The 20,242-nt window shown below is 69.9% G+C and carries 13 protein-coding genes and 4 pseudogenes; 9 read left to right on the forward strand and 8 right to left on the reverse strand.

The genetic code is table 11. The annotated features are described in order from the left end of the window. Positions 1-2,336 precede the first annotated feature (2,336 nt). Positions 2,337-2,862: pseudogene (locus ABZS54_RS03460) on the forward strand (response regulator transcription factor); the annotation flags it as partial. Between the two features lie 55 nt (positions 2,863-2,917). Then, positions 2,918-3,651 (forward strand): annotated as a pseudogene (locus ABZS54_RS03465) (HAMP domain-containing protein); the annotation flags it as partial. A gap of 286 nt (positions 3,652-3,937) precedes the next feature. Here ABZS54_RS03465 and ABZS54_RS03470 read toward each other — a convergent pair. Further along, the gene (locus ABZS54_RS03470) at positions 3,938-4,516 is read right to left on the reverse strand and encodes a helix-turn-helix domain-containing protein (RefSeq protein ID WP_355530504.1); all 579 of its coding nucleotides are present in this window, start codon (positions 4,514-4,516) and stop codon (positions 3,938-3,940) included. A gap of 71 nt (positions 4,517-4,587) precedes the next feature. Here ABZS54_RS03470 and ABZS54_RS03475 point away from each other — a divergent pair, with 71 nt between their 5' ends. The 4 genes and pseudogenes from ABZS54_RS03475 to ABZS54_RS03490 all read left to right on the forward strand — a co-directional run bounded on the left by ABZS54_RS03475 (position 4,588) and on the right by ABZS54_RS03490 (position 7,473). Beyond that, a complete protein-coding gene (locus ABZS54_RS03475) occupies positions 4,588-5,481 on the forward strand; it encodes an NADP-dependent oxidoreductase (RefSeq protein WP_355530507.1) in 894 nt (297 codons plus the stop codon). A 96-nt stretch (positions 5,482-5,577) separates the two neighbouring features. Then, positions 5,578-5,793: pseudogene (locus ABZS54_RS03480) on the forward strand (FAD-dependent monooxygenase); the annotation flags it as partial. A 120-nt stretch (positions 5,794-5,913) separates the two neighbouring features. Then, complete coding sequence (locus tag ABZS54_RS03485) at positions 5,914-6,840, forward strand: NADP-dependent oxidoreductase (RefSeq protein WP_355530661.1); 927 nt, start codon at positions 5,914-5,916, stop codon at positions 6,838-6,840. 267 nt (positions 6,841-7,107) lie between these two features. Then, on the forward strand, positions 7,108-7,473 hold the full coding sequence (locus tag ABZS54_RS03490; protein WP_355530510.1) for a hypothetical protein: 366 nt from the start codon (positions 7,108-7,110) through the stop codon (positions 7,471-7,473). A gap of 794 nt (positions 7,474-8,267) precedes the next feature. Here ABZS54_RS03490 and ABZS54_RS03495 read toward each other — a convergent pair. Beyond that, complete coding sequence (locus ABZS54_RS03495) at positions 8,268-9,239, reverse strand: helix-turn-helix domain-containing protein (RefSeq protein WP_355530513.1); 972 nt, start codon at positions 9,237-9,239, stop codon at positions 8,268-8,270. 187 nt (positions 9,240-9,426) lie between these two features. On the opposite strand from ABZS54_RS03495, the gene ABZS54_RS03500 reads away from it, so the two are divergent. From ABZS54_RS03500 to ABZS54_RS03510, 3 genes are all read left to right on the forward strand, one after another. Beyond that, positions 9,427-11,379: a hypothetical protein gene (locus ABZS54_RS03500; protein WP_355530516.1), complete on the forward strand. Its 1,953-nt coding sequence runs from the start codon at positions 9,427-9,429 to the stop codon at positions 11,377-11,379. A 367-nt stretch (positions 11,380-11,746) separates the two neighbouring features. Further along, the gene (locus ABZS54_RS03505) at positions 11,747-12,046 is read left to right on the forward strand and encodes a hypothetical protein (protein WP_355530519.1); all 300 of its coding nucleotides are present in this window, start codon (positions 11,747-11,749) and stop codon (positions 12,044-12,046) included. A 1,012-nt stretch (positions 12,047-13,058) separates the two neighbouring features. Then, positions 13,059-15,113 (forward strand): PQQ-dependent sugar dehydrogenase, encoded by a 2,055-nt coding sequence (locus ABZS54_RS03510; RefSeq protein WP_355530664.1) that lies wholly within the window; start codon positions 13,059-13,061, stop codon positions 15,111-15,113. 472 nt (positions 15,114-15,585) lie between these two features. On the opposite strand, the gene ABZS54_RS03515 is transcribed toward ABZS54_RS03510, so the two are convergent. The 6 genes and pseudogenes from ABZS54_RS03515 to ABZS54_RS03540 form a co-directional block, all read right to left on the reverse strand. Next, positions 15,586-16,320 carry a dienelactone hydrolase family protein gene (locus ABZS54_RS03515; protein ID WP_355530522.1) on the reverse strand — a complete coding sequence of 245 codons (735 nt, stop codon included), beginning with the start codon at positions 16,318-16,320 and terminating at the stop codon, positions 15,586-15,588. Between the two features lie 257 nt (positions 16,321-16,577). Continuing rightward, positions 16,578-16,727 (reverse strand): annotated as a pseudogene (locus ABZS54_RS03520) (helix-turn-helix transcriptional regulator); the annotation flags it as partial. 130 nt (positions 16,728-16,857) lie between these two features. Then, entirely contained in the window at positions 16,858-17,907 is a 1,050-nt protein-coding gene (locus ABZS54_RS03525; RefSeq protein ID WP_355530525.1) for a M4 family metallopeptidase, read from the reverse strand. 231 nt (positions 17,908-18,138) lie between these two features. After that, positions 18,139-18,624, reverse strand: a complete 486-nt coding sequence (locus ABZS54_RS03530) for a hypothetical protein (protein ID WP_355530527.1) — start codon at positions 18,622-18,624, stop codon at positions 18,139-18,141. Positions 18,625-18,993: 369 nt separating this feature from the next. After that, positions 18,994-19,380 carry a DUF6245 family protein gene (locus ABZS54_RS03535; RefSeq protein ID WP_355530530.1) on the reverse strand — a complete coding sequence of 129 codons (387 nt, stop codon included), beginning with the start codon at positions 19,378-19,380 and terminating at the stop codon, positions 18,994-18,996. Positions 19,381-19,398: 18 nt separating this feature from the next. Next, complete coding sequence (locus ABZS54_RS03540; protein ID WP_355530533.1) at positions 19,399-19,947, reverse strand: DUF1707 and FHA domain-containing protein; 549 nt, start codon at positions 19,945-19,947, stop codon at positions 19,399-19,401. Between the last annotated feature and the right edge of the window lie 295 nt (positions 19,948-20,242).

A 20,242-nucleotide genomic window follows, 5' to 3' on the forward strand; every position in this document is an offset into this window, starting at 1 on the left:
GGATCGGGGCTCCATCGGCGGTGCGCGCCCGGCTGCGCGTGCCGTCGTCGTCCAAATGCAATCGAGCACACGCTGGGCGAGGTGGACCCGTACGGGTCGGCCGAGGTGGAACCCCGGCCCGGACTCTCCCGGCCGGCGGAGCGTTGCACGTCCGGGCTGAGGTGATCGACTACGCCATCCACTCCGACAACATCCTGATCGAGCCTTCGGCTTCGGTGTGGCAACCCGGTGGGTCAAATCGGCGCCACTCCGGCCACGACCCACATGGCCGGCCTCGATATCACGCCCGCCGACGTCCTGGACATCGCCACCGGCCGAGGGCGTGCGTCTTTGGCCGACGTCCGCCCGTGAGCGGATCTTTGACCTCGAAGCCCTGCTGGGAGCGACGATGGCGCTCGGGTTCGTCGAGTGCGATCTTCGGTGTGCTCGGCGGACTCGCCGGGACGGGGCAGGCGTGACCGCGACAGCCCCGACCGGCCGCCTCACGCCCGCCCGCCGGCTCTGCCGCGGTGCCTTCGAATGCGTTCGCGAACTCTCGGGGTCCTCGAAACCCCGTGCGGATCCGGTCATCGATTTCTCGGGTACGTGAGCTGCCCTTCGAAGGGAGTTGGCGACGCGGAGGCGACAAGGGGCTGAATGCGATGGGCCGCGTCCCAGGACGGCCGTGGGACGGCGGACGTCAGGATCCTCCGGGACTGTCGACGGAGAGTTGCACGGACACTGCGGAGGGGGTTCTCGATATCCGCAGGGGCCCGTCGATCCCGACCACATCCACATCGGATTCGAATTCGACCGTCATCGAGCGGTTTCCGCAACCCATCCTGATGTGGGACGGCGACCCTGAGAGGGATCCCGCCGTCACCGTGTACGGCTCGAGCTGCGGAGGGTCGAGAAAATATTTGGTGGTGGTTTGGGCGTCGTCGATTTTCGGTCGTTGCACGCTCAGTGATGTGGGTCGGGGTCCCGGTTCCGAGGGTGGGTTCACTGCAAAAGCGGAGACTTCGCAGGAATCCCCCCTCACTCCGAGAGCCACGCGGTGATCGCCTGCGTGTACAACCGCAAGGACGGATGCTGTCGGACGACTCGGTAACGCATTCAGGGCCTGGATCTCCTGAACCGATGGCTGTGAACTCCGAGGAAGTGTGGAAAGGGGCCATCCCAGTGCCGTCCACGGAGACTTGGCGGGCTTTGATTCACCGGTGCACCCGGACAGGAACAGCACGACAGCCACCAAGGTTGCCGTCCGGCCTACTCCCGACCGAGCTCTGCTACGCCGGCGGCACCTACATTCGGTTCGCGTCATAGCAGTAGCCTAATGTAAATAAAGCATCTCATTTAGGGCTTTCCTGCAAATATGCGCTCCCAGGGAATCGACGACCAGAAGAATCAAATGTGCCCGTTCGCGCATCTTGACTGTGAAAGGCCCGCTTCGGCACGCCGGGTCCGCGCTTCCCCGAGGGCGGGAGCCGTGCACTACGCCGGGGCCGACATCCGGCCCGTTACCCTCCAAGGACGGCCATGGGCTTGATGGCTTCTTGGCGGGCCCTGCGAACAGCATCGGGCGTGGACGGTCGGCGCGATCGGCCTGCGCCGGATCAAGATGCTCGAAGCACAGGGAATGGTGTGGAACACCGAGGACCGCCCACGCCCAACGCACCCCGAACGCGGACGACTTCCAGTGAGCACCACCGGTCCCCGTCCCCGCCACCGCAAGGCCTTCTCCCCGAACATGCTCCTGAAGTGCGGCCCCGCGCCGAAGGCGCATCAAAGGTGCGTGAAGGGTGCGTGGTGGGTGCGTGGAACGTGCACGGCACGGCCGAGTGGTAACGCGCGGGGACGTCCGGCGGCCGGGTCCGGTGCGCGACCGGGGTCCGGTGACGTCGTTGAATCCGCGTGACACCTTCTCGCCCCGCCCCCTCGTCACCGTCGCCGTTGCCGTCTGCCACCTGTGTGAGGAGCCGACCCCGGGCAACAACGGGCCGGCCGCAATCCTGCGGCCGGCCCACGGTGCGTCCCGGCCGGTACGGCTGTGCGCGCGCTGCCGAAAGATCCGGCCCGGCCGGGCAAGCGGCGAACTCGTCGCCGACGACCGGACCTGGGCGATCGTCGAACGCGAGGTCGCCGCGCTGAGAAGCGACTGCGAGGCAGGCCGGTGGATGCCCTACCGCGCCGAACTCCACCGGGCACAAAACCTGCGCGCGACCACCTGGACGCAAAGCGCCGTCGAGCACGCCCTGCGCGACGCCGGACCCCACGTCCGCACCGGACGCCTGGTCCGCGTCGTCGAACCCCTACCGCGCCCCGGCGTCGAGCCGGGCCGTCAGCCAGCTTGGCACGCCCAGGAGGGTGCGTACGACCTGATCACTGCCGGGGATGAACGGCTACCACGTGTGCGACGCGCTCCGGGCGGCCGGGAACGATGTGCCGATCCTGATGCTCACCGCAAAAGACGGCGAGTACGACGAGGCCGAGGGGCTCGACACCGGCGCCGATGACTATCTGACCAAGCCGTTCTCGTATGTGGTGCTGGTGGCGCGAGTGCGGGCGCTGCTGCGCCGCGGCGGGCCCACCGCCTCACCGGTTCTGCGGATCGGCCGGCTGTCGCTGCACCGTGGCGCCCGGCGGGTGGAGCGGGACGGCGGCGAAATCGCGCTGACCGCCATGGAGTTCTCCGTGCTGGAGCATCTGGCACTCCGGCCGGGGGACGTCATCTCCAAGGCCGAGATCCTGGAGCACGTCTGGGACTTCGCCTATGGCGGCGACCCCAACATGGTCGAGGTGTACATCAGCGCTCTGCGCCGCAAGCTGGGCGCCGACCTGATCGAGACGGTACGGGGAGCGGGGTGCCGGCTCCGTGGGTGAGGTCTTCGGTTTCGCGGGTGGGGTGTTCGGTCTCGTGGGTGGGGTGTTCGGTTTCGTGGGCAGGGTCTTCGGCTCCGTTCGGGCGCGGGCGGCGCTGGGCGCGACCGTGGTGGTGGCCGTGGCGCTGGCGGCCGTGGGTATCGCGGTGCTCGCGCGGTGCTGCGGGGCAATCTGGCTGACCGGGCCGAGATCGATGCCGGGGCCGCCGCCCGGGCGGTCGCGTCGAAGGTCACCAGCGGGGCGGAGGACAGCGGCGGTTCGGCGCGGATCGACGGCAACACCGAGGACTACCAGTGGGCCACCGCACACGCCACCGCCGCCCGCCGCGAGGACGTGACCGTCTACGCGGGCACCTCCCTGGCGACCGCGCGGCGCGCGGTCGCCACCGTGCGACAGGCGATGCTGATCGGACTGCCGCTGCTCCTGGTGGTCGTGGCCGAGGTGACCTGGCTGGTGACCCGGCGCGCGCTGCGGCCGGTGGAGGGGATCCGCCGGGAGATGGCCGCCATCACCGCGAGCAGGGATCTGTCCCGTCGGGTGCCGGAGCCCACCTCGCACGACGAAGTGGCGGCGCTGGCCCGGACGACCAACGAGAGGCTCGCGGCGCTGGAGGCGTCGGTCGAGCGGCAGCGGACGTTCGTCGTGGACGCCTCCCATGAACTGCGCTCCCCGGTGGCCTCGCTTCGCACCCAACTGGAGGTGGGCGCCGCCCATCCGGAACTGCTGGACGTGGCAGGCGCGGTGGAGGACGTGGTGCGGCTCCAGCGGCCGGCCACCGATCTGCTGCTAAGGCCGTCGGCCACTGGGGCGGCCGGTATCTGTGGCAGTTGGCGGACGCGGACGCCCTCTTGGTGGCCTGGTAGGACCGCCCGTACGCCGCGAAGGCCCCGACGCCGTCCGGGCTGGGCGGCGTCGGGGTCTTCGCGGAGTACGCCGGAGACCCGGCGCCCCTTTCGCGCGTGCGCCCCCGCGCTGATCTTGGTGACCGGTGCGCGCCCATGCCACGCCGACTCTGCCGAGCGGCCGCCTGCCCTCGACTGCGGCCAACCACGACCCTGGGACTGCTCGCAGAAGGTCAGGTGACTTCCCAGGCCGCCTCGATCATCTGGAAGATCTCGTCCACTGCGGCCTGCGGGTCGGCCGCCTCGCGGGCCAGCGAATAGGCGTCGATCACGAACCTCGCGATCGTCCGACAAGCCGTCGTGGTCCGTGACAGGTCGGGATCGGCGGCGAGGGCCGTGGCCAGCGAGTCCGCATGGCGCAGCCGCATCGACTCCTCGTACTCCCGCAGGGCGCGTGACTCGTCGATCATGCGGTAGATCGGGGCGGTGCCGTCCGCTGTGCAGTGCCGGAGCATGGCCTGGATCTCGCGGCGCAGCGCGGGGATGAGCGGTTCGTGCGGTGCGCGGTTGGTGACCGCCTGCGTGAGGCGTTGTTCGAAGTTGTCGTCCTGCTCGAACACCAGGGCCTCTTTGGAGGCGAAGTGGGAGAAGAGCGTGGTGACGGCCACGTCGGCCTCGGCGGCCACGTCGCGGATGCCCACCGCGTCGTATCCGCGTTCCAGGAAGAGCCGCAGGGCGGCATCGGCGATCTTCTGGCGGGTGGCGGCCTTCTTGCGTTCGCGGCGCCCGGTCGGCACGGTCGGCACGGTCATGCAGCTGACACTACCAAATCCAACGGCGTAACGGTTTCTAAACAACAACCGTTAGTGTTACGGTCGACCGCATGAAGAAAGTGAGCTTCGCCGAGTTCGGCGATCCGGACGTACTGCAACTCATCGACGCCGAGGAACCTCACGCGGGCCCCGGCCACATACGCATCGCCGTACGGGCGGCGGGCGTGAACCCCGTCGACTGGCGGATCCGTGAAGGGCAGATCCTCGGTGCCCATCCGACCGAGTTGCCCTCCGGCGTCGGGCTGGACGCCTCCGGGGTGGTGGACGAGGTCGGCGAGGGCGTCGAAGGGGTCGAGGTCGGCGACCACGTGTTCGGCGAAGGTTCGAGCACCTATGCCGAGTTCGCCGTACTGTCGGCCTGGGCGCGGATGCCCGAGGGCCTCACGTTCGAAGAGGCCGCCGGGTACCCCTCCGTGGTGGAGACCGCTCTGCGCATCATCCGCGAGGTCGGCGTGCAGCCCGGGCAGACGTTGCTGGCCGGCGGCGCGTCCGGGGGAGTCGGATCGGCGGTGCTGCAGATCGCCCGCGACCGGGGCATCACGGTGATCGGCACGGCCGGGGCCGCGAACCAGGACTATCTACGCAGCCTGGGTGCCCTCGCCACGACGTACGGCGAGGGCTGGGTCGAGCGGGTGCGCCGGCTCGGCCGTGTCGACGCGGCTCTCGATCTGGCCGGCTCGGGCGTGATCCGCGAGCTCGTCGAGCTGACCGGGGATCCGCAGAAGGTGATCTCCATCGCCGATCTCGATGCGCCTGAGTTCGGTGTGCGATTCTCCGGCGTGGCCGGCAGCGTGCCGGACGCGCTCGGCGAGGCCGTCGACCTCATCTCGCGAGGAAAGCTCCACATCCCGATCGAGAAGTCGTACACGCTCGCCGAGGCCGCGGCGGCGCACATCGACAGCCGAGCCGGTCACACGCGGGGGCGCCGCGTCATCGTCGTCTGAGCCGTTCCTGCGCGGTTGCACTGCCCGGCAAGCTGCCTTCCTTCCTGCCGATCCTGCCGGGGCCCACCCGGCAGGTGTGCGACACGCAAGATTCCCATGCACACTCCCGTCAAGATCATCGGCGTCGGACTCGGCGGCCTCGTCCTGCACCTCGACGGCGATCCCTGTCACGGTCTACGAGGCGAATGAATTCCCGACGGCGCGTTCGCAGGGCGGGATGCTCGACATCCACGACCCAACGGTCAGCTCGCGCTCGAGGCTGCCGGTCCGATGGACGAGCTCCGCGGCCTCATCCCGGAGGACCGCCAAGCGACATGACTCCACCGAAGTCGCCCACAACCCCACCCCAAGCGGGAATCCGACAATGCCGCAGAGGTGAGCAGCAGCAAGCTCTCCTGCCGCACGACTTGCTCATGTATACGGAGGTTGCCCGTGTTTGCCGTGCAATACCACCGCTACGGCGGTTCCGAAGTCCTCTGCATGGAGGAGGTCGAAGAGCCGCACGCCGGGCCCGGTCAGGTCCGCGTCGAGGTGCGTGCCACCGGCGTCACCCCGGTTGACTGGTACCTGCGTTCAGGGATGCTGCGAGACATCGCCACCCTGGACTTCCCCCACATCCCCGGCATGGATGCCGCTGGGATAGTCGACGAGGTGGGAGAGGGAGTGACCGGCACCACCGTGGGAGACGAGGTCTTCGGCCTCGTCCCCTTCGTGGACAAGGGAGGCGCCGCAGCCCAGTACGCCGTGCTGGAGGCATGGGCACCCAAGCCCCGGTCGTGGTCTTTCGAGGAAGCGGGCGGCGCCGCAGGCAACATCGACACCGCCACGCGTGTACTGGAGGCCCTGGAAGCCGCCGAGGGCATGACCCTGCTGATCGAGGGTGCCGCCGGAGGCGTCGGCACCATCACCGCGCAACTCGCCCAGGCCCGCGGCCTCACCGTGATCGGCACCGCGAGCCAAGGCAACCACGGCTTCCTCGACCAGCTCGGCGTCGTACCGGTCACCTACGGGGCGGGGCTGGCCGATCGCCTTGCCCCACTGGCTCCGCGCGGCGTCGACGTGGTTCTGGACGCGGCCGGTAAGGGCTCTCTTGTCGAACTGGTGGCCATCGCCGGCGATCCGCACCGCGTGGTGACCATCGCGGACTTCGACGCCGACCGACACGGAGTGCGGTTCTCCCGCTCCGAAGCAGGGGAGTCGCCGGGCTGGGAAGGACTGCCACTGGCGGCCGATCTCGCCGACCACGGCCGCCTCACCGTCCCGTTGCACGCCGTGTTCCCACTGAAAGAGGCCGCCACGGCTCACGACGTCAGCGCCACCGGCCACGCACGCGGCAAGATTGTCATCACCGTGCCCTGACAGCCGCGGGCCCGGTCGCACTCGCCGCCTACCGCCCGGGGACCGGGTACCGACCGCCGGCCCACGAAGTTCTTCTCTCCGGCCAGGACCTGTTCGGCATGGGCCGGGCTTGGATCTGTTCGGCATGGGCCGGGCTTGGATCTGTTCGGCATGGGCCAGCTCGCCGGACCCGACGACGAGAACTCCTGCGGCCGGGCCGCCTGACGTTGGCGCGCCTGCGGCGGCGGTGAGGTGGTCTGCCTTCCGCTCTCGGCTACCCTCCCGGCCATGGATCTCAAGGCACTCGGCTATTGGCGGTCGAGCGACAGTCCGCGGCTCCCGGACCCCGCGAACCTGGTCGACACGACGTGGGACGGCGCGGAGCGGGCCTTGGTCGTCGATTATCTGGATCGCGGCCAGATCGGCCGTCGTTTCATGGGCATTACACGCTGCCGCATCTGCGATGCCCCGAACGGCGGCGCTGAGAAGACGGACGGTGTGTTCGTCTGGCCCAACGGGCTCGCGCACTACCTCGAGGAGCACGGCGTCCGGCTTCCGCACGAGTTCGTCGCGCACGTTCTGCGCCGCAGCGAGGAGCTGGACCACCCGACCATCGACCGCACATGGTGGGCCGGCCAAACCGCCCGGGACTGACGCCCGGGTCCGGTCGACGGCGGTGTAGGGGTCGAACGTCTGCGTGCCCACCCCGCCCTCCCCCGGTGGGTCGGCGGCGAGGCCGCGCTTCGAAGTATTGCCGCCGCGCGTTACGGCGTTGTGAGGTGCGCGGGCCGCCGGGGGGTGGTGTGGGTAGTCGCGTTCTCGAAAGTTCCGGAGCCGGCCAGGGGCGGGCCCGGGCCAAGGGGACGCGGTGCCGGCCGGTGGCGATGTCCGTGGCTCCGCGCACCTGCCCGGTCGTGACCGTGGCGCCCTTGACCTCCCCGGTGGCGATAGCGACAAGGCCGGGTCCAGCGCGCCACGGCCGCGTGCCTGAACAGTCACGCACGACGCCCCCCACCAGGGCGTGACCGCATTCGGCCTCGACCTCCCCCACGAGCTCGTCGTCCACGGCCTGCTCACGCCGCCGGACCGGGCGAGGGACTGCCCGTCCCGCGCAGAGCACGAGGCGGGGACAATCTCCGGATACGCGCAACGCGGGCCGGTCGGCGCCGAGCCGGTCTACAAGGCCGTCCTGTTCGATCGCGACGTCTACGACGGCATCCACGCACGCGCCTCCGTCCTCGCGCACACCCTGGGCCGGCTGAACTGGCTGGAGCACTCGAACATGACGGTCGTCGTCGCGGTCACCGTCGCCTACCTCCAAGCCTCCGGCAGACCGGTCGAACCGGGACCCGCAGGAATCACCCGACTCGTGGACGAACCGCGCCGCGAAGACCGCAGCGCCCACTGCGTCGCCGTGCTCTTCCGCTCCTGGCCCGTCCGACCCATCCCTACACCCAGCCGCGCCGCGCCGCCTGCACCCCGGCCTGGAACCGGTTCTCCGCGCCCAACTCGTCGAGGAGCACCCGCATTCGCCGCCGCAGGCTCCGGGTGCTGGTGCCCAACTGCCGGGCGATCGTCTCGTCCTTGAGTCCGGACAGCAGCAGGTTCAGGATCCGCCGGTCCTCCGCGTCGAGTGGGTCGCACTCCTCGGGGCCGGCGGCGGTGAGTGGGACTGCTTGTGTCCAAAGCCGTTCGAACAGGGTAACCAGGGCGTCGACGAGGGTGGTGCCCCGGATGACGACGCTGCGGGTGATGGGCGAGTCGAGGTGCAGGGGCAGCAGGGCGATCCGGCGATCGGCGACGGACATCTTCAGCGGGATGCCGGCGAGGACCCGGGCCTCTTCGCCGGCCTGCGACAGGCCGGTCACGTCGTCCAGGTTGCCGGGTATCTCGAACGACTCGGGGGCGTAGATCGTGCGGTACCGGACCCCACGGCCCAGGAGGGTGTGTTGGAGCGGGTTGCCGTGGGCGAGGACGTACGGCGGCCGGTCCAGGCTCATGAGCTCCTCGGTGGCCTCCTGCTGGAGCCGGGCGAACCACCGGCCGAGCTCGTCGGCGCTGGTCAGCAATTCGACGCCCTCGCCGGGGCGGGCAACCTCGCCGAGCGCGCGGTAGACGGCCTCGAGTTCGGCGGCCGTCTCGGTGACCCTGCCGAGATCGGCGTGGGCGTTGCGGACCAGGGCGGCGAGGGCGGCGGTGGGGCTGACGGCCGCCCACCGGGTGGGGCGGCCCGAGAGTCGGCTGACCAGACCGTGGCCGCGCAGCCGGGCGAGGGCCGAATGCAGCCTCTCGGCGCCCGAGCCGGTGCGCTCCGCCAAGTCGCGCACGGTGACCGGCGGTCCGGCCAGAACGGTGCGGTAGACCCGCTCGTCGAAGGGCGCGACCCCGACGGCACCGAACACGAGTTCGTCATTTTCCATGGCGAGCGAGCATGGCCGATTCCGGCGCCGGCCGCAATCGGACACCGGCCACACCTGGCCGGCCGTCGGGAGCCGCGACTACAAAGAGCACACCACCGGCCCCATGGGAGACGGAATGTTCAACGCACAGCATTCACGGTCGGGTTCAGCGAAGCTGTCCCGGCACCGACTATTCCTGATCGCAGCGGTGGCCTTCGGCACCGTGTTCGGCGCGTTCGGCGCGGTGCCCGCCGGAGCGGAACCAGTGGCCCCCGCCGACACGCCGACGTCCCTCGCCACCCGGGGCAACGAGTGGCGGCAGGTCGGCCCGAACGGCAACGGCGGCAAACTGGCATTCACCCCCGCCCGGCCCGAACGGGCCTACGTGCAGACCCCGATCGGCAACGTCGTCTTCCGATCCGACGACCGGGGCACCACCTGGCAGCAGAGCAACGAACTGCCCGTGAACGCCACGGACGCCGGCGGCGTCGCGGCCAGCCCGCTCCGGCCCGACGTGGTGTTCGCCGGCGGCCTGGAGCGGGACCCCTGGCGCGGGTACGTGCTGCGCAGCACCGACGCCGGCAAGACGTTCACCCAAGTGCTGGACACCCCGGGTCGGGTCAGCGGCGTCGTGTTCGACCCGACCGGCGCGCGGCTGTATGCCACAGGCGACGACGGTGTGCGCGTCACCACCGATTACGGCAACACCTGGCTGCTGCTGCCCGATTCCCCCGCCGACGCCCGGAACCCGAAGTTCGCCGGCGCCGACCTGTACTTCACGTCCGGCGCCGATGTCTGGGTGCTCCGCCAGGGCGCGCGGACCCCGGTGAAGCTGCCCCGCCCCGGCTCGACCGGCGCGGGTGTCGATCAGTTCACCGGTACCGGTGGCACCCTGGTCGCCAGGGGTGACCTGGGGGTCGCGCACGTCTCCACCGACCGGGGCGCGCACTGGCGGGCGCTGCGCGGGCCGTGGGGCACCGACGTGGTGGTCCTGGCCGCGATCGTGGACGGTTCGGGCCGGTTGCACATCCAGGTCAACCAATCCACCGGCGAGATGCAGCAATGGGGCAGCCGCGACAACGGCCGCACCTGGCACGCCGAGGCGGGCCTGGCCCGCATCGACATGTACGAGACCACCGGCACCTTCCCCGGACGGCCCGGCACGGACGTGATCTCGGCCGGTGCGGGCATCTACACCACCGACGACCACCAGTCCTTCCGCCGGATCGGGGTGCCCGGCTCCGAAGTGTTGTCGCTGACCGTCGCCCAGGGCAGGTCGGGCCCGGCGATCGTCGCGGGCACCATGACCGGCAGCTACCAGTCGTCCGCGCCACTGAAGGACCGGCTGCCGCGCGGGTACCAGGAATGGGGTTTCTCCGGCACCGCGCCGCACACCTTCGGCAACCGGATCGACGGCCTGGCCACCGATCCGTCGAACCCTTCGACGGTGTACCGGGTACGCAACACCTGCAACTCCGATCAACCGTGCTTCTACCTGGAGAAGTCGACCGACGCGGGCCTGCGATGGACCATCATCCAGACCGCCGTGCCGGGCAAGGCACTCGGCATCACGGTCAGCCCCGCCGACCCGAAGCGGCTGTACATCGCCACCCACTCGCCGTCGGCCGTGTACACCAGCAACGACGGCGGTGAGTCCCTCGTCCAGAACGCGCACGACGACCTGAAGGGCTTCACCAGCGTCGCCGTCGACCGGGTCAACCCCGACAGCGCCTGGCTCGGCGGCCCGGACGGGCTGTTCCGCACCACCGACGGCGGCGTCACCCTGAACAAGGTGCTCGACGGCTGGGTGAGCGCGATCGCGCTGAACCCGCGCACCCCGGGCCACGCGGTCATCGCCGCGAAGGACGCGATCTATGTGACCACCGACGACGGCAAGCACCTGACGAAGGTGGCCGCCGACCTGACCGGCTACCTGAGCTCGCTGGCGTTCACCCCGGACGGCTCGACGGTGTTCGCGGGATCGCACGAATACCACACCCCGGCGCTCGGGGTGCTACGCAGCACCGACGGCGGCCGGACCTGGGGCTCGATCACCAGGAACCTGCCGGAGCCGTCGGTGTCGTCGCTGACCGTGTCGGCCGACGGCCGGTGGCTGTTCGCGGGGACGACGTACGGGAGCGTGCACCGACTGGCGGTGTGACCCCACACCAGGCGCGCCGCCCCTGTCCGAACGCCCGGACAGGGGCGGCGTCGTGGGTGGCGACCGTGGCCCGGCGCGGCTGCGCGCCACGGGGCGAGCCAGGTGAGGGCGGCGGCCACCAGTGTCTCGACACCGGTCGTCAGGGTGGGAGCACGGGCGCGAAGTACCGGGAGTGGTTGGTGGGATGCTTTGCGCGATCCGGTCCGCAGCCTGCGCTTCCGCGTAGGCGGCCGGGTCGGTTCCGCGGACGAACCAATACGCGGCGGGTAAGCCCTCCGGCTCGACGACTCGTTCTGCGCTGGACCACGCCCCGCGGTGGCGCGCGGCCAGCTCCGCAGGCGTCTATCCGGCGCTGAGCCTTGCGACCGTGCTCGCCCTGGTCGTTCTGTCGAACGTCGCGCCCGGGCAGGTCACTCCCCAGGCATGGATCCGCGGGGTCATCGTCGCGGCGACATCGATCCTCAGCTTCGTTTTCGCCACGCGCGCCGTCGGCGGAGACGCCCGCGCCGTGCTCCGTCTGCGGATCGTCGTCGCGCTCCCGCTGGCCGCGTTTCTCGGAGTGCTGTTCTTCCTGCCGCTGCCCGCGTGGATGATCGGCGAGCAGGCCGCGTGCGGGTCCTTGCTCCTGGCCACAGCAGTGCTGATCTTCCGCCCCATGTCGGACTGAGAGCGCGGAAAACCGGGCCGCGGGCTCGGCCACCGACCCTCGCGTACGTAGGGGCGCAGGAGGCACGACCGGCGCCTCCGAAACGGGGCGCGCGGCATCCCCGGGTTGTGAAACCGTGTTCGCACCACCCGCCGTTCACACACGCGTTTCCGATTGCCTCGCGCGGAGGAGACGCTTCTACGACCAACCGTAGGGACGGTCACGTCCCGCCGTTCATGGGCGACCTCGCCCGTGGTTCTCGCCCAACTCCCGTCCGGGACCGACGAGATCACCGGTGGCGAATTCGCCTCCGGGGACGACCGGATCCTGTCGTCGCCGACAGCGGCGTCGTGCGGTTTTGGCAGGTCCGCAGGCGCGTCGCGGCCGCGCGGGTGCGCGGCACGGTGCCCGGCCGACCCGGGGACCCCCAAACCCGGGCGCGAGCGGCCCAGTTCCTCATTTGGCCGCCGCAGCCGGGCGCCCATTCGGCTGCCGGGCCGCCGGCGGCCTCACCGGGCATTCCTTTCCCTCGGCCCCCACGCCGAGGGCGCGCCGCCGCGGGTTCACAGAGCGGCTCGGTACTCGCTTCAATGCCTCATGCGGCGATTCAGCGGCATGACCGAGGCGCGGTCGGGAGTGGGCCCGCACATCGAGTGGCGCGTGACCCGTTGACAGGTACACAACCGAGGCCTAGCGTGCTCCATCACCAGATAGGAAAGTTTCCTAACTATCGAGGTCCAGCGCCAACTTCCCCCGCGTGAACGACCGTTGCCGGATATCGCTTGCCGCGAAGACTCTCGCAGCGGACCCGCCCGGGCAGCACCACGAGTCGCTGAGCCGTCCTGTGCTCAGCCCCTCTTCGCTGGAGGACACCGTGAGATGCATCAAATCCCGGCCGTCCAGGGCGTTCGGCGCCCTGGTAGGTGCGGCCACCACCGCCTCGCTCTGCCTGGCCCTGCCCGCTGCCCACTCCGCTCCCCTCCCTCACGCCGCCACGTACGAGGCCGAGGCCGCCCATGTCGTCAAGGGCAAAGTGGAGTCCAACCACGCCGGCCACACCGGCACCGGCTTCGTGAACTTCGACGTGGTCTCCGACGCGTACGTCGAGTTCACCGTCCAGGCGCAGCAGCCGGGAGCCACGAAGCTCGACTTCCGTTACGCCAACGGCACCTCCGCCGACCGGCCGTTGGACATCACGGTCAACGGCACCCAGGCCGCCGGCGACCTCTCCTTCCCTGGCACCGGCGCCTGGACGACCTGGAAGACGGCCTCCGTCACGACGGCACTGGTTGCGGGCACCAACAGGATCCGCGCCACCACCTCGGGTGTGGACGGCCCCAATCTCGACAGCCTGACCGTCACCCCGCAGGACCCGGCCGACACCGAGAAGCCGACGGCCCCGAAGAACCTGCGCAGGGACAAGGAGCCGACCACCACCTCCGTGTCCCTCACCTGGGACGCGGCCAGTGACAACGTGAAGGTCACCGGGTACGACGTCTACCAGCACGGCCAGCTCATGAAGCAGGTCGACGGCTCCACGCTCGCCACCACGGTGACCGGCCTGACGCCCGAGACCAGCTACGACTGGACCGTATTCGCGCGCGATGCAGCCCCGAACGTCTCCGACGCCAGCAACGCGGTCACCATCGCCACGCTGCCCGCGCCACCCGACGGCGAGGCGCCGAGTGCCCCGCAGGGGCTGCACGCCACCGGCAAGACCGCGACCAGCGTCGACCTGGCATGGACGCCGTCCACCGACAACGTGAAGGTCACGGGGTATGACATTTACCGTGACGGCGCCGCCGCGGGTACCTCGGGAACCGCGTCCACGACCGTCGCCGGCCTGAAGGCCGACACGGCGTACAGGTTCAAGGTGCGGGCCTTCGACGCCAAGGGCAACCAGTCGGCGTTCGGCCCGGAGATCAGCGTCACCACCGCCGGTTCCCAGCCGGGCGGCACCCCCGATCCGGGCACCGTGAAGACCCTGGCCGACGGTGTGGATGTCGCCTGGGGCGTGGCGTTCCTGCCGGACGGCTCCGGGATCTACACCGAGCGGAACACCTTCAACGTCTACCGGCTGACCAAGTCCGGCCACAAGACACAGCTCGGCAAGGTGCCCAACTCCCAGACCACCGGTGGCGAGGGCGGTCTCATGGGCGTGGAGGTTTCCCCGAACTTCGCCACCGACCACTACGTGTACTTCCTGCACACCTCGTCCGACGGCAACCGCATCGCCCGGATGAAGCTGGAGAACAACGCGCTCAGCGGCTACAAGGTGCTGCTCGATGGCATGGCCAAGAGCCGCTACCACAACGGCGGGCGGCTTCGCTTCGGGCCTGACGGCAAGCTGTACGCCGGCATGGGCGATGCCCAGAACGACTCCCGGGCGCAGGACAAGAACTCCCTCAACGGCAAGATCCTGCGCATCAACCCGGACGGCTCGATCCCGTCGGACAACCCGTTCGGCAATGCCGTCTGGTCCATCGGGCACCGCAACCCGCAGGGCCTGGACTTCGACTCCAAGGGACGCCTCTGGCAGGCAGAGTTCGGCGACAACATCATGGACGAGGTCAACCTGATCCAGAAAGGCGGTAACTACGGTTGGCCCAACTGTCAGGGCACCGAAGGTAGTTGCTCCGGATACATCGCGCCGAAGAAGACCTGGCCGGTGTCGTCCGCCTCGCCGAGCGGCCTGACCATCATCAACGACCACGTGTTCGTGGCCACGACTCGCGGTGAGCGAATCTACCGGCTGCGCATCGACTCCAGCTCCAATCTGGTCGAGCAGAAGTCGTTCTTCGAGGGGACGTACGACCGGCTGCGCACCGTGGAGGTCGACCCCGACGGAGACATCTGGCTCACCACGTCCACGGACAAGGACGGCACGGCGGGCAACGACCGGATCCTGCTGATCGACATCGTCTACTCGGGCCGACCCGGCCCAGGGCCCGGCGAGTTCGGGCCGACCGGCACCGCCTTCGCCGACAACGCCACCATCCCCGACAAGTACACCTGGGACGGTTCGGCGGCTCAGGACACCCCACCGCCGCCGGCGTGGGGCGCGGGCGACGCCGGCGCCAAGAGCTGACGGTTCGCGTTGCCCGAGCCGGGCCGGGAACGCCCGCAGTCGACCAGGCAGGCCCGTCCCACGAGTTGCGCCTCGCGGGTCGGTGGTCTCGGCGCCGGTGGTGGTGCGGGGGTCGAGGCGGCGGGGTCTCGTCGACGGGGACCATGCGGGCGCCGGCCCGGTTGTGGGTGTGCCGGACCGCCTCGGTGATCCGGGCCTGCCGGAACGTCCGCCACGGCTCGGCCGCGTACGGCATCTCCAGCGGGACCGACTCCCAGGCGAGGCCCTCATTCACCTCGTCCTCGGCAAGCCGAACACACACCTCCGCATCCACCGTCCGCCCCCAGTGCCTATGTAACCGACCTTGATCGCAGGACAGTTGCACGGGCACTGGAGTACGAACGGTCACACGCACTTTCGATCACCCGAAAGGGTGATCATTCCCCTGGGACTTCCGAGCTGTGTGCTTCAGGTCGGTATCCAAGTCGGAGCCTCAGCTATGTGCCAGGGTGCGATCCAAGAGGGGGAGCAGGCGATCCCAGTGGCGCTTCAGCCCGGAGGCGCTGAAAGCGTCGGTGTCGGACATGGTGAAGCCGTGGATGGTGCCGGGGTAGATCTCGGAGCTGTAGCTGACACCTGCGGCGTCCAGGGCCTGGTTGAGCTCGCCAAGTGCCTCAGGTGTCATGTCGCCTTCGGCATGGCCGAGGTGGACCTGGGCGGTGAGCTTGGAAAAGAGGTCGGGACCGTCGACGCCCACGGGACCGTGGAATGCGGCGACGGCGGCCACCTGGCCGGGGTGGGCCGCGGCGGTGCGCATGGCCCAGAGGCCGCCTATGCAGTAACCGGTCACCGCGACCGGACCGGTGCCTACCTCGGGCTGATCGGTGAGGAACCTGAGATAGGCGTCGGCGTCGCTAAGGACATGTTCGGTGGTGTGCGCCTCGATCAAGGGCATCAGCTGGGCGAAGACCGCAGGCCGGACCTCTTCGCCGATGTACTCGGGAAGTGCGATCACCGGTGCCGGGCCGTGCCGGTAGAACAGATTGGGGACGAGCACGTAGTACCCGTGCCCGGCCAGTTCGTGGGCCAACTCCCGCAGCACGGGCCGGATGCCGAAGCCGTCCGCGTACATCAGCACCCCTGGGTGCCGCTCGCCATCGTCGGGGAAGGCGGCGAAAGCGTCGGCCTGGCCGTCCGCGGTGGGAATGCGCAGCGTCTTGATGGGCATGAATTCTCCTGTCGTGGGTGACGAGTCGAGCTGTGATCAACACGACAGGAGGCGGAGCTCGCGCAGCAGCGCCAGATCCTCGATCCGACAGCGGGCCGGCAGCGGCCCGGACGGCGCTCAGAGGAGCGCCGGGTCACCAATCCGTGTGTGGCGCAATGCCGTCCCGGTAGTCATAGCCGCATAACCTAGCCCACCGAACAGGATCGATGCCAGCCGTCCTCAGTCCACAGTGCTGTTCGCGAGAACGATCTCGGGTGTCGGGCGTAGGCGGGGCGTTGGGGTGGTCGGGGTTCGGTGCGGCCGGCTTCCCAGCCCACGACCGTCACGCGGGTGACGCCCAGGGCGTCGGCGACCTGCTGCTGGATGAAGCGGCCGGCTTTGCGCAGCCGAGCGCGTTCGGCGGGCGGCGTCGATGTGTTTGTCCTGTCGCATCGGAGGTTGAGCGATCTCGCCGAAGGTTGATGCCGGCCTGTTCGCAGGGTCGGAGGATGCGAGGGTCGCCGCCCGCGACGCCCCCGACCCTTCCTGTCCTACTGTCTACTCGGTGGGCACCCCGACCATCGACCACGCCTTGAGGACCGCCTGGATCTCGTCGCCGTCGCCGAACAGGCTTCGAGCGGTCGCCGCGGTCAGCCGGGCGAAGTCCGCGAAGTCGGCGTCGGTGGCCAGCTCGCCGCCGGTGAGGGTGGCGTACCAGATCCTTCCGGCCCGCTCCCAGGCATTCCCGCCGAGGGCGCCGGCCGCCAGGTAGAAGGCGTGGTTGGGGATGCCGGAGTTGATGTGCACGCCGCCGTTGTCGCGACTGGTCCTCACGTAGTCGTCCATGGTGGCCGGCTGGGGGTCCTTGCCGAGCCGAGGGTCGTCGTAGGCGGTGCCCGGGGCTTTGAGTGAACGCAGCGCCTCGCCGTGGATGGCCGGGCCGAACAGTCCGGCGCCGATGAGCCAGTCGGCCCGGTCGGCGGACTGGCCGAGCGCGTACTGCTTGATGAGCGAGGCAAAGACGTCCGAGACCGACTCGTTGAGCGCGCCGGACTGCCCGTGGTAGTCCAGATCGGCGGTGTACTGCGTGACGCCGTGGGTGAGTTCGTGGGCGACGACGTCCAGATCATGGGTGAAGCCGAGGAACACCTCCCCCATGCCGTCACCGAGGACCATCTGTTCGCCGTTCCAGAACGCGTTCCCGTAACCGTCGCCGAAGTGGACGGTGGCGTTGAGCGACAGCCCGCAGTCGTCGATCGAGTGCCGACCGTACGCCTTGAGGTAGAAGTCGAAGGTCGCGCCGAGCCAGGCGCGTACCTGGTTGACCGCTTGGTCCTCGGCAGGCTGGTCGCTCTCGGCATGCACCTTCGTACCGGGCAGCGAGTCCTGCTGCGCGGCGTCATAGATGGTGCGCAGCGGCCTGCCGGAGGGGGTTCCGTCCGGAGCGGATGCGCCGCGAACCGCACTGATCCTGCGCTGGGTGCGAAACAGGGAGTCGCGTTCGAGGGTGCGCCGGGCGGGCCCGTGAACGGCGGGGTCCTCGGATTGGGCGAGCCTGTCGAGGATGTGCGGTGGGACGATCGTGCAGAAGGTAGCGGTGGTCTCCATGCGCAGCAATCTGACACAGAGTAGTTGTGTTGTCGCTTAACGCAGCCGCGACGGCCGAAAATCAATGACGGTCGGTTCTCGGCAGACCCGGCGAGGCCGACTACTGCGCGTCGGCCGGGACACGGTCCACGAGCCCTGCCGCGGAGCGCCGGTTACCGCCGGCGGCGGAGAGTTTCCCGCGGTTGCCCTCACGCCGCTCCTGGTCTGGACGCACGTCCCAGCCGGACGCTCTTACTTCAGATCGGCGAGGAGGCCGTCCAGGGCCTTTTTGAGGGCTGCGGCGTTCGCCGGATCGAACCAGGTGGTGCGGATGCGCTCGTTGTTCCCCTTGGGTGTCTCGTGGTCGGCGGCGAGTTGGTGCAGAGGGCGGGTCTCGTCGCCCAGGGAGCGGCCGACATTCTGGAAGAGGCCGCGCACATACCGGTCGGCGGCGGCCGGGGCGATGCCGTGGCCGGTGGCCCACGAGGTGAGCGTGGCGAGGTAGGCGTAGTGGGCGGTGAGCGTCCCGGTCAGTGCGGAGAAGGCGTTGAAGGCATCCTCCTCCGCGACGGGAAGCGCTCCGCCAAGCTGGTCGAAGAGAGAGTCCACCACCGGGTGTAAGGGGCAGGTCACGGTGACGGAGCGGCACTCTCGCACGGCGGGCAGTGGGATGGCGCGGACGATCGGGGCGCCGGTGGCGAGGGTTCGGCGCAGGTCGGCCGCGCGCCGTTCGATCACCGCGGCGTCTGGGATACCGACGTGACCGTGGTCGGGATCGGCGACCCGGTGGCGGCTCCGCCGTCGACGCGGCCGATCCTGGACAAAGACGCTGCACGGTCACCGACATGCCCTCCCGGACCCCGACCTTGCGCCATCCCTCGGCCGGTTCGGTGTCGGTCAGCCTGTCGGTTCGCGGACTGCGTCGAGAGTGCGCGGAAGGTGCGCGACCGGGTGGTATTGCGCGTGGGTGCCCGGGCCGCTTTCCTCACCGTCACGGGCGGCGGCCCGGCTCGCGACCCGGGACCGGTGGTGTCGTTGCGGCTCGCCGCACGACGACGGGTTCCACCACGAGCATGCGCTGGGGCCCGTCGTCGTGGCCGGCACCCGCTACAGGTCGACCGAGTCGAGCATGTTCAGCAGGGCATCGGTGTTGCCGATCGTGTTCTCCAGTGAGGCCCGCGCGTCGCGGAGTCGGTCGGCCTGCGCGACGAGGGTGTCCGTGTCGCCGGAGACCGCCGCGTCCCGGCTCGCCGCGACGACGACGCCGAGCAGGACCTGCACGGCGTCGAAGGCGTGCGCGGCCGCGATCGGGATCGGCCCGGTCTCCGGGTGTTGGGCGGTCCGTCGGACCGGCATCGCGGCGCGCAGTACCTGCCACTGCACGAACGTGATCATCCGGGCCAGGTCATCCTCGCCCGCGCCGATCACGTCGTACTGCTCTTCCCACGCGCCGATCTGGGTGTCGTCGTCCAGCGGCCGGCTGTCGGCCGGCATCGCCTGCCCCTTCGTTCGCTATCCGGCCGACAGACGGTAGCTGACGAGTCCGAACTGCACGTGATCGCCCGGCCGCACGGACACCGGGCCCATGATGCGCAGCCCGTTGACGTGCGTACCGTTCATCGAACCCAGGTCCTCCAGGACCCAACCCTCGTCCCGAACACACAATCGCGCGTGCCTGCGCGAGACGGAATCGTGCGCGAGGCGCAGATCGGCGAGGTGGCTGCGTCCGATGTGCATGGCGGCCGACCCCGGGTCCGGCAGTCGCAGTCCGGGCGTGCGCGTCTCCACCGTGCGGGAGACGCGCGGCGCCCCGGACACGAAGGCGTTCAGCCGCGTCGCCGCGCGGCGCAGCAGTCTCGGCAACCACGAGTCGTGCGCGGGCAAATCCGCGATCACCTCCGCGACTTCGACGCGGTTGCGGGCCTTGAGCACGATCAGCATGCGGTGCATGAACGTGTCGTGTGACAGCCGCCCCGATCCGGCGCCGTCACGCAGCACTCCCAACGCGCGTTCACGCTCGGCCTCCGACAATCGGATCAGCTGGAACTCACGCGACGACATGGGGAGATTTTCGGCGGCACTCGACGACCGTGTCCATACCCGCGTGTTGCAACCCTGTCGCAAACCTCGGGCCGTCGAACCCCCTGGTGGGCGGCGGCGTCGGAGATCGGCGCGTACGCCTCCGGGGCAGCGCGTACTGGGCGTAAATCGCCACCGGGGTCGCGCCCGGGGGCGTTGGCCCCCGCGGTCGCCGAGACGTCCGGCCCACGGCGGGGGCGTCGGCTTCGGCGGGCCGCTTTCGGCGGCGCCGCCGTGTGGGCCGCGGTGCGCGGTCGGATCGTTCGCTCCCAAGCGG

Origin of the sequence: Embleya sp. NPDC005575 (assembly GCF_040605455.1) — a bacterium.
Classification (GTDB): Bacteria; Actinomycetota; Actinomycetes; order Streptomycetales; family Streptomycetaceae; genus Embleya.

What these genes read in the sequence shown, in the direction of transcription:
- ABZS54_RS03470 (WP_355530504.1), bottom strand. Translation starts at nt 4,516, where the DNA reads ATGACCGTGCCGACCGTGCCGACCGGGCGCCGCGAACGCAAGAAGGCC.
- ABZS54_RS03475 (WP_355530507.1), top strand. Translation starts at nt 4,588, where the DNA reads ATGAAGAAAGTGAGCTTCGCCGAGTTCGGCGATCCGGACGTACTGCAA.
- ABZS54_RS03490 (WP_355530510.1), top strand. Translation starts at nt 7,108, where the DNA reads ATGGATCTCAAGGCACTCGGCTATTGGCGGTCGAGCGACAGTCCGCGG.
- ABZS54_RS03495 (WP_355530513.1), bottom strand. Translation starts at nt 9,239, where the DNA reads ATGGAAAATGACGAACTCGTGTTCGGTGCCGTCGGGGTCGCGCCCTTC.
- ABZS54_RS03515 (WP_355530522.1), bottom strand. Translation starts at nt 16,320, where the DNA reads ATGCCCATCAAGACGCTGCGCATTCCCACCGCGGACGGCCAGGCCGAC.
- ABZS54_RS03525 (WP_355530525.1), bottom strand. Translation starts at nt 17,907, where the DNA reads ATGGAGACCACCGCTACCTTCTGCACGATCGTCCCACCGCACATCCTC.
- ABZS54_RS03535 (WP_355530530.1), bottom strand. Translation starts at nt 19,380, where the DNA reads ATGCCGGCCGACAGCCGGCCGCTGGACGACGACACCCAGATCGGCGCG.
- ABZS54_RS03540 (WP_355530533.1), bottom strand. Translation starts at nt 19,947, where the DNA reads ATGTCGTCGCGTGAGTTCCAGCTGATCCGATTGTCGGAGGCCGAGCGT.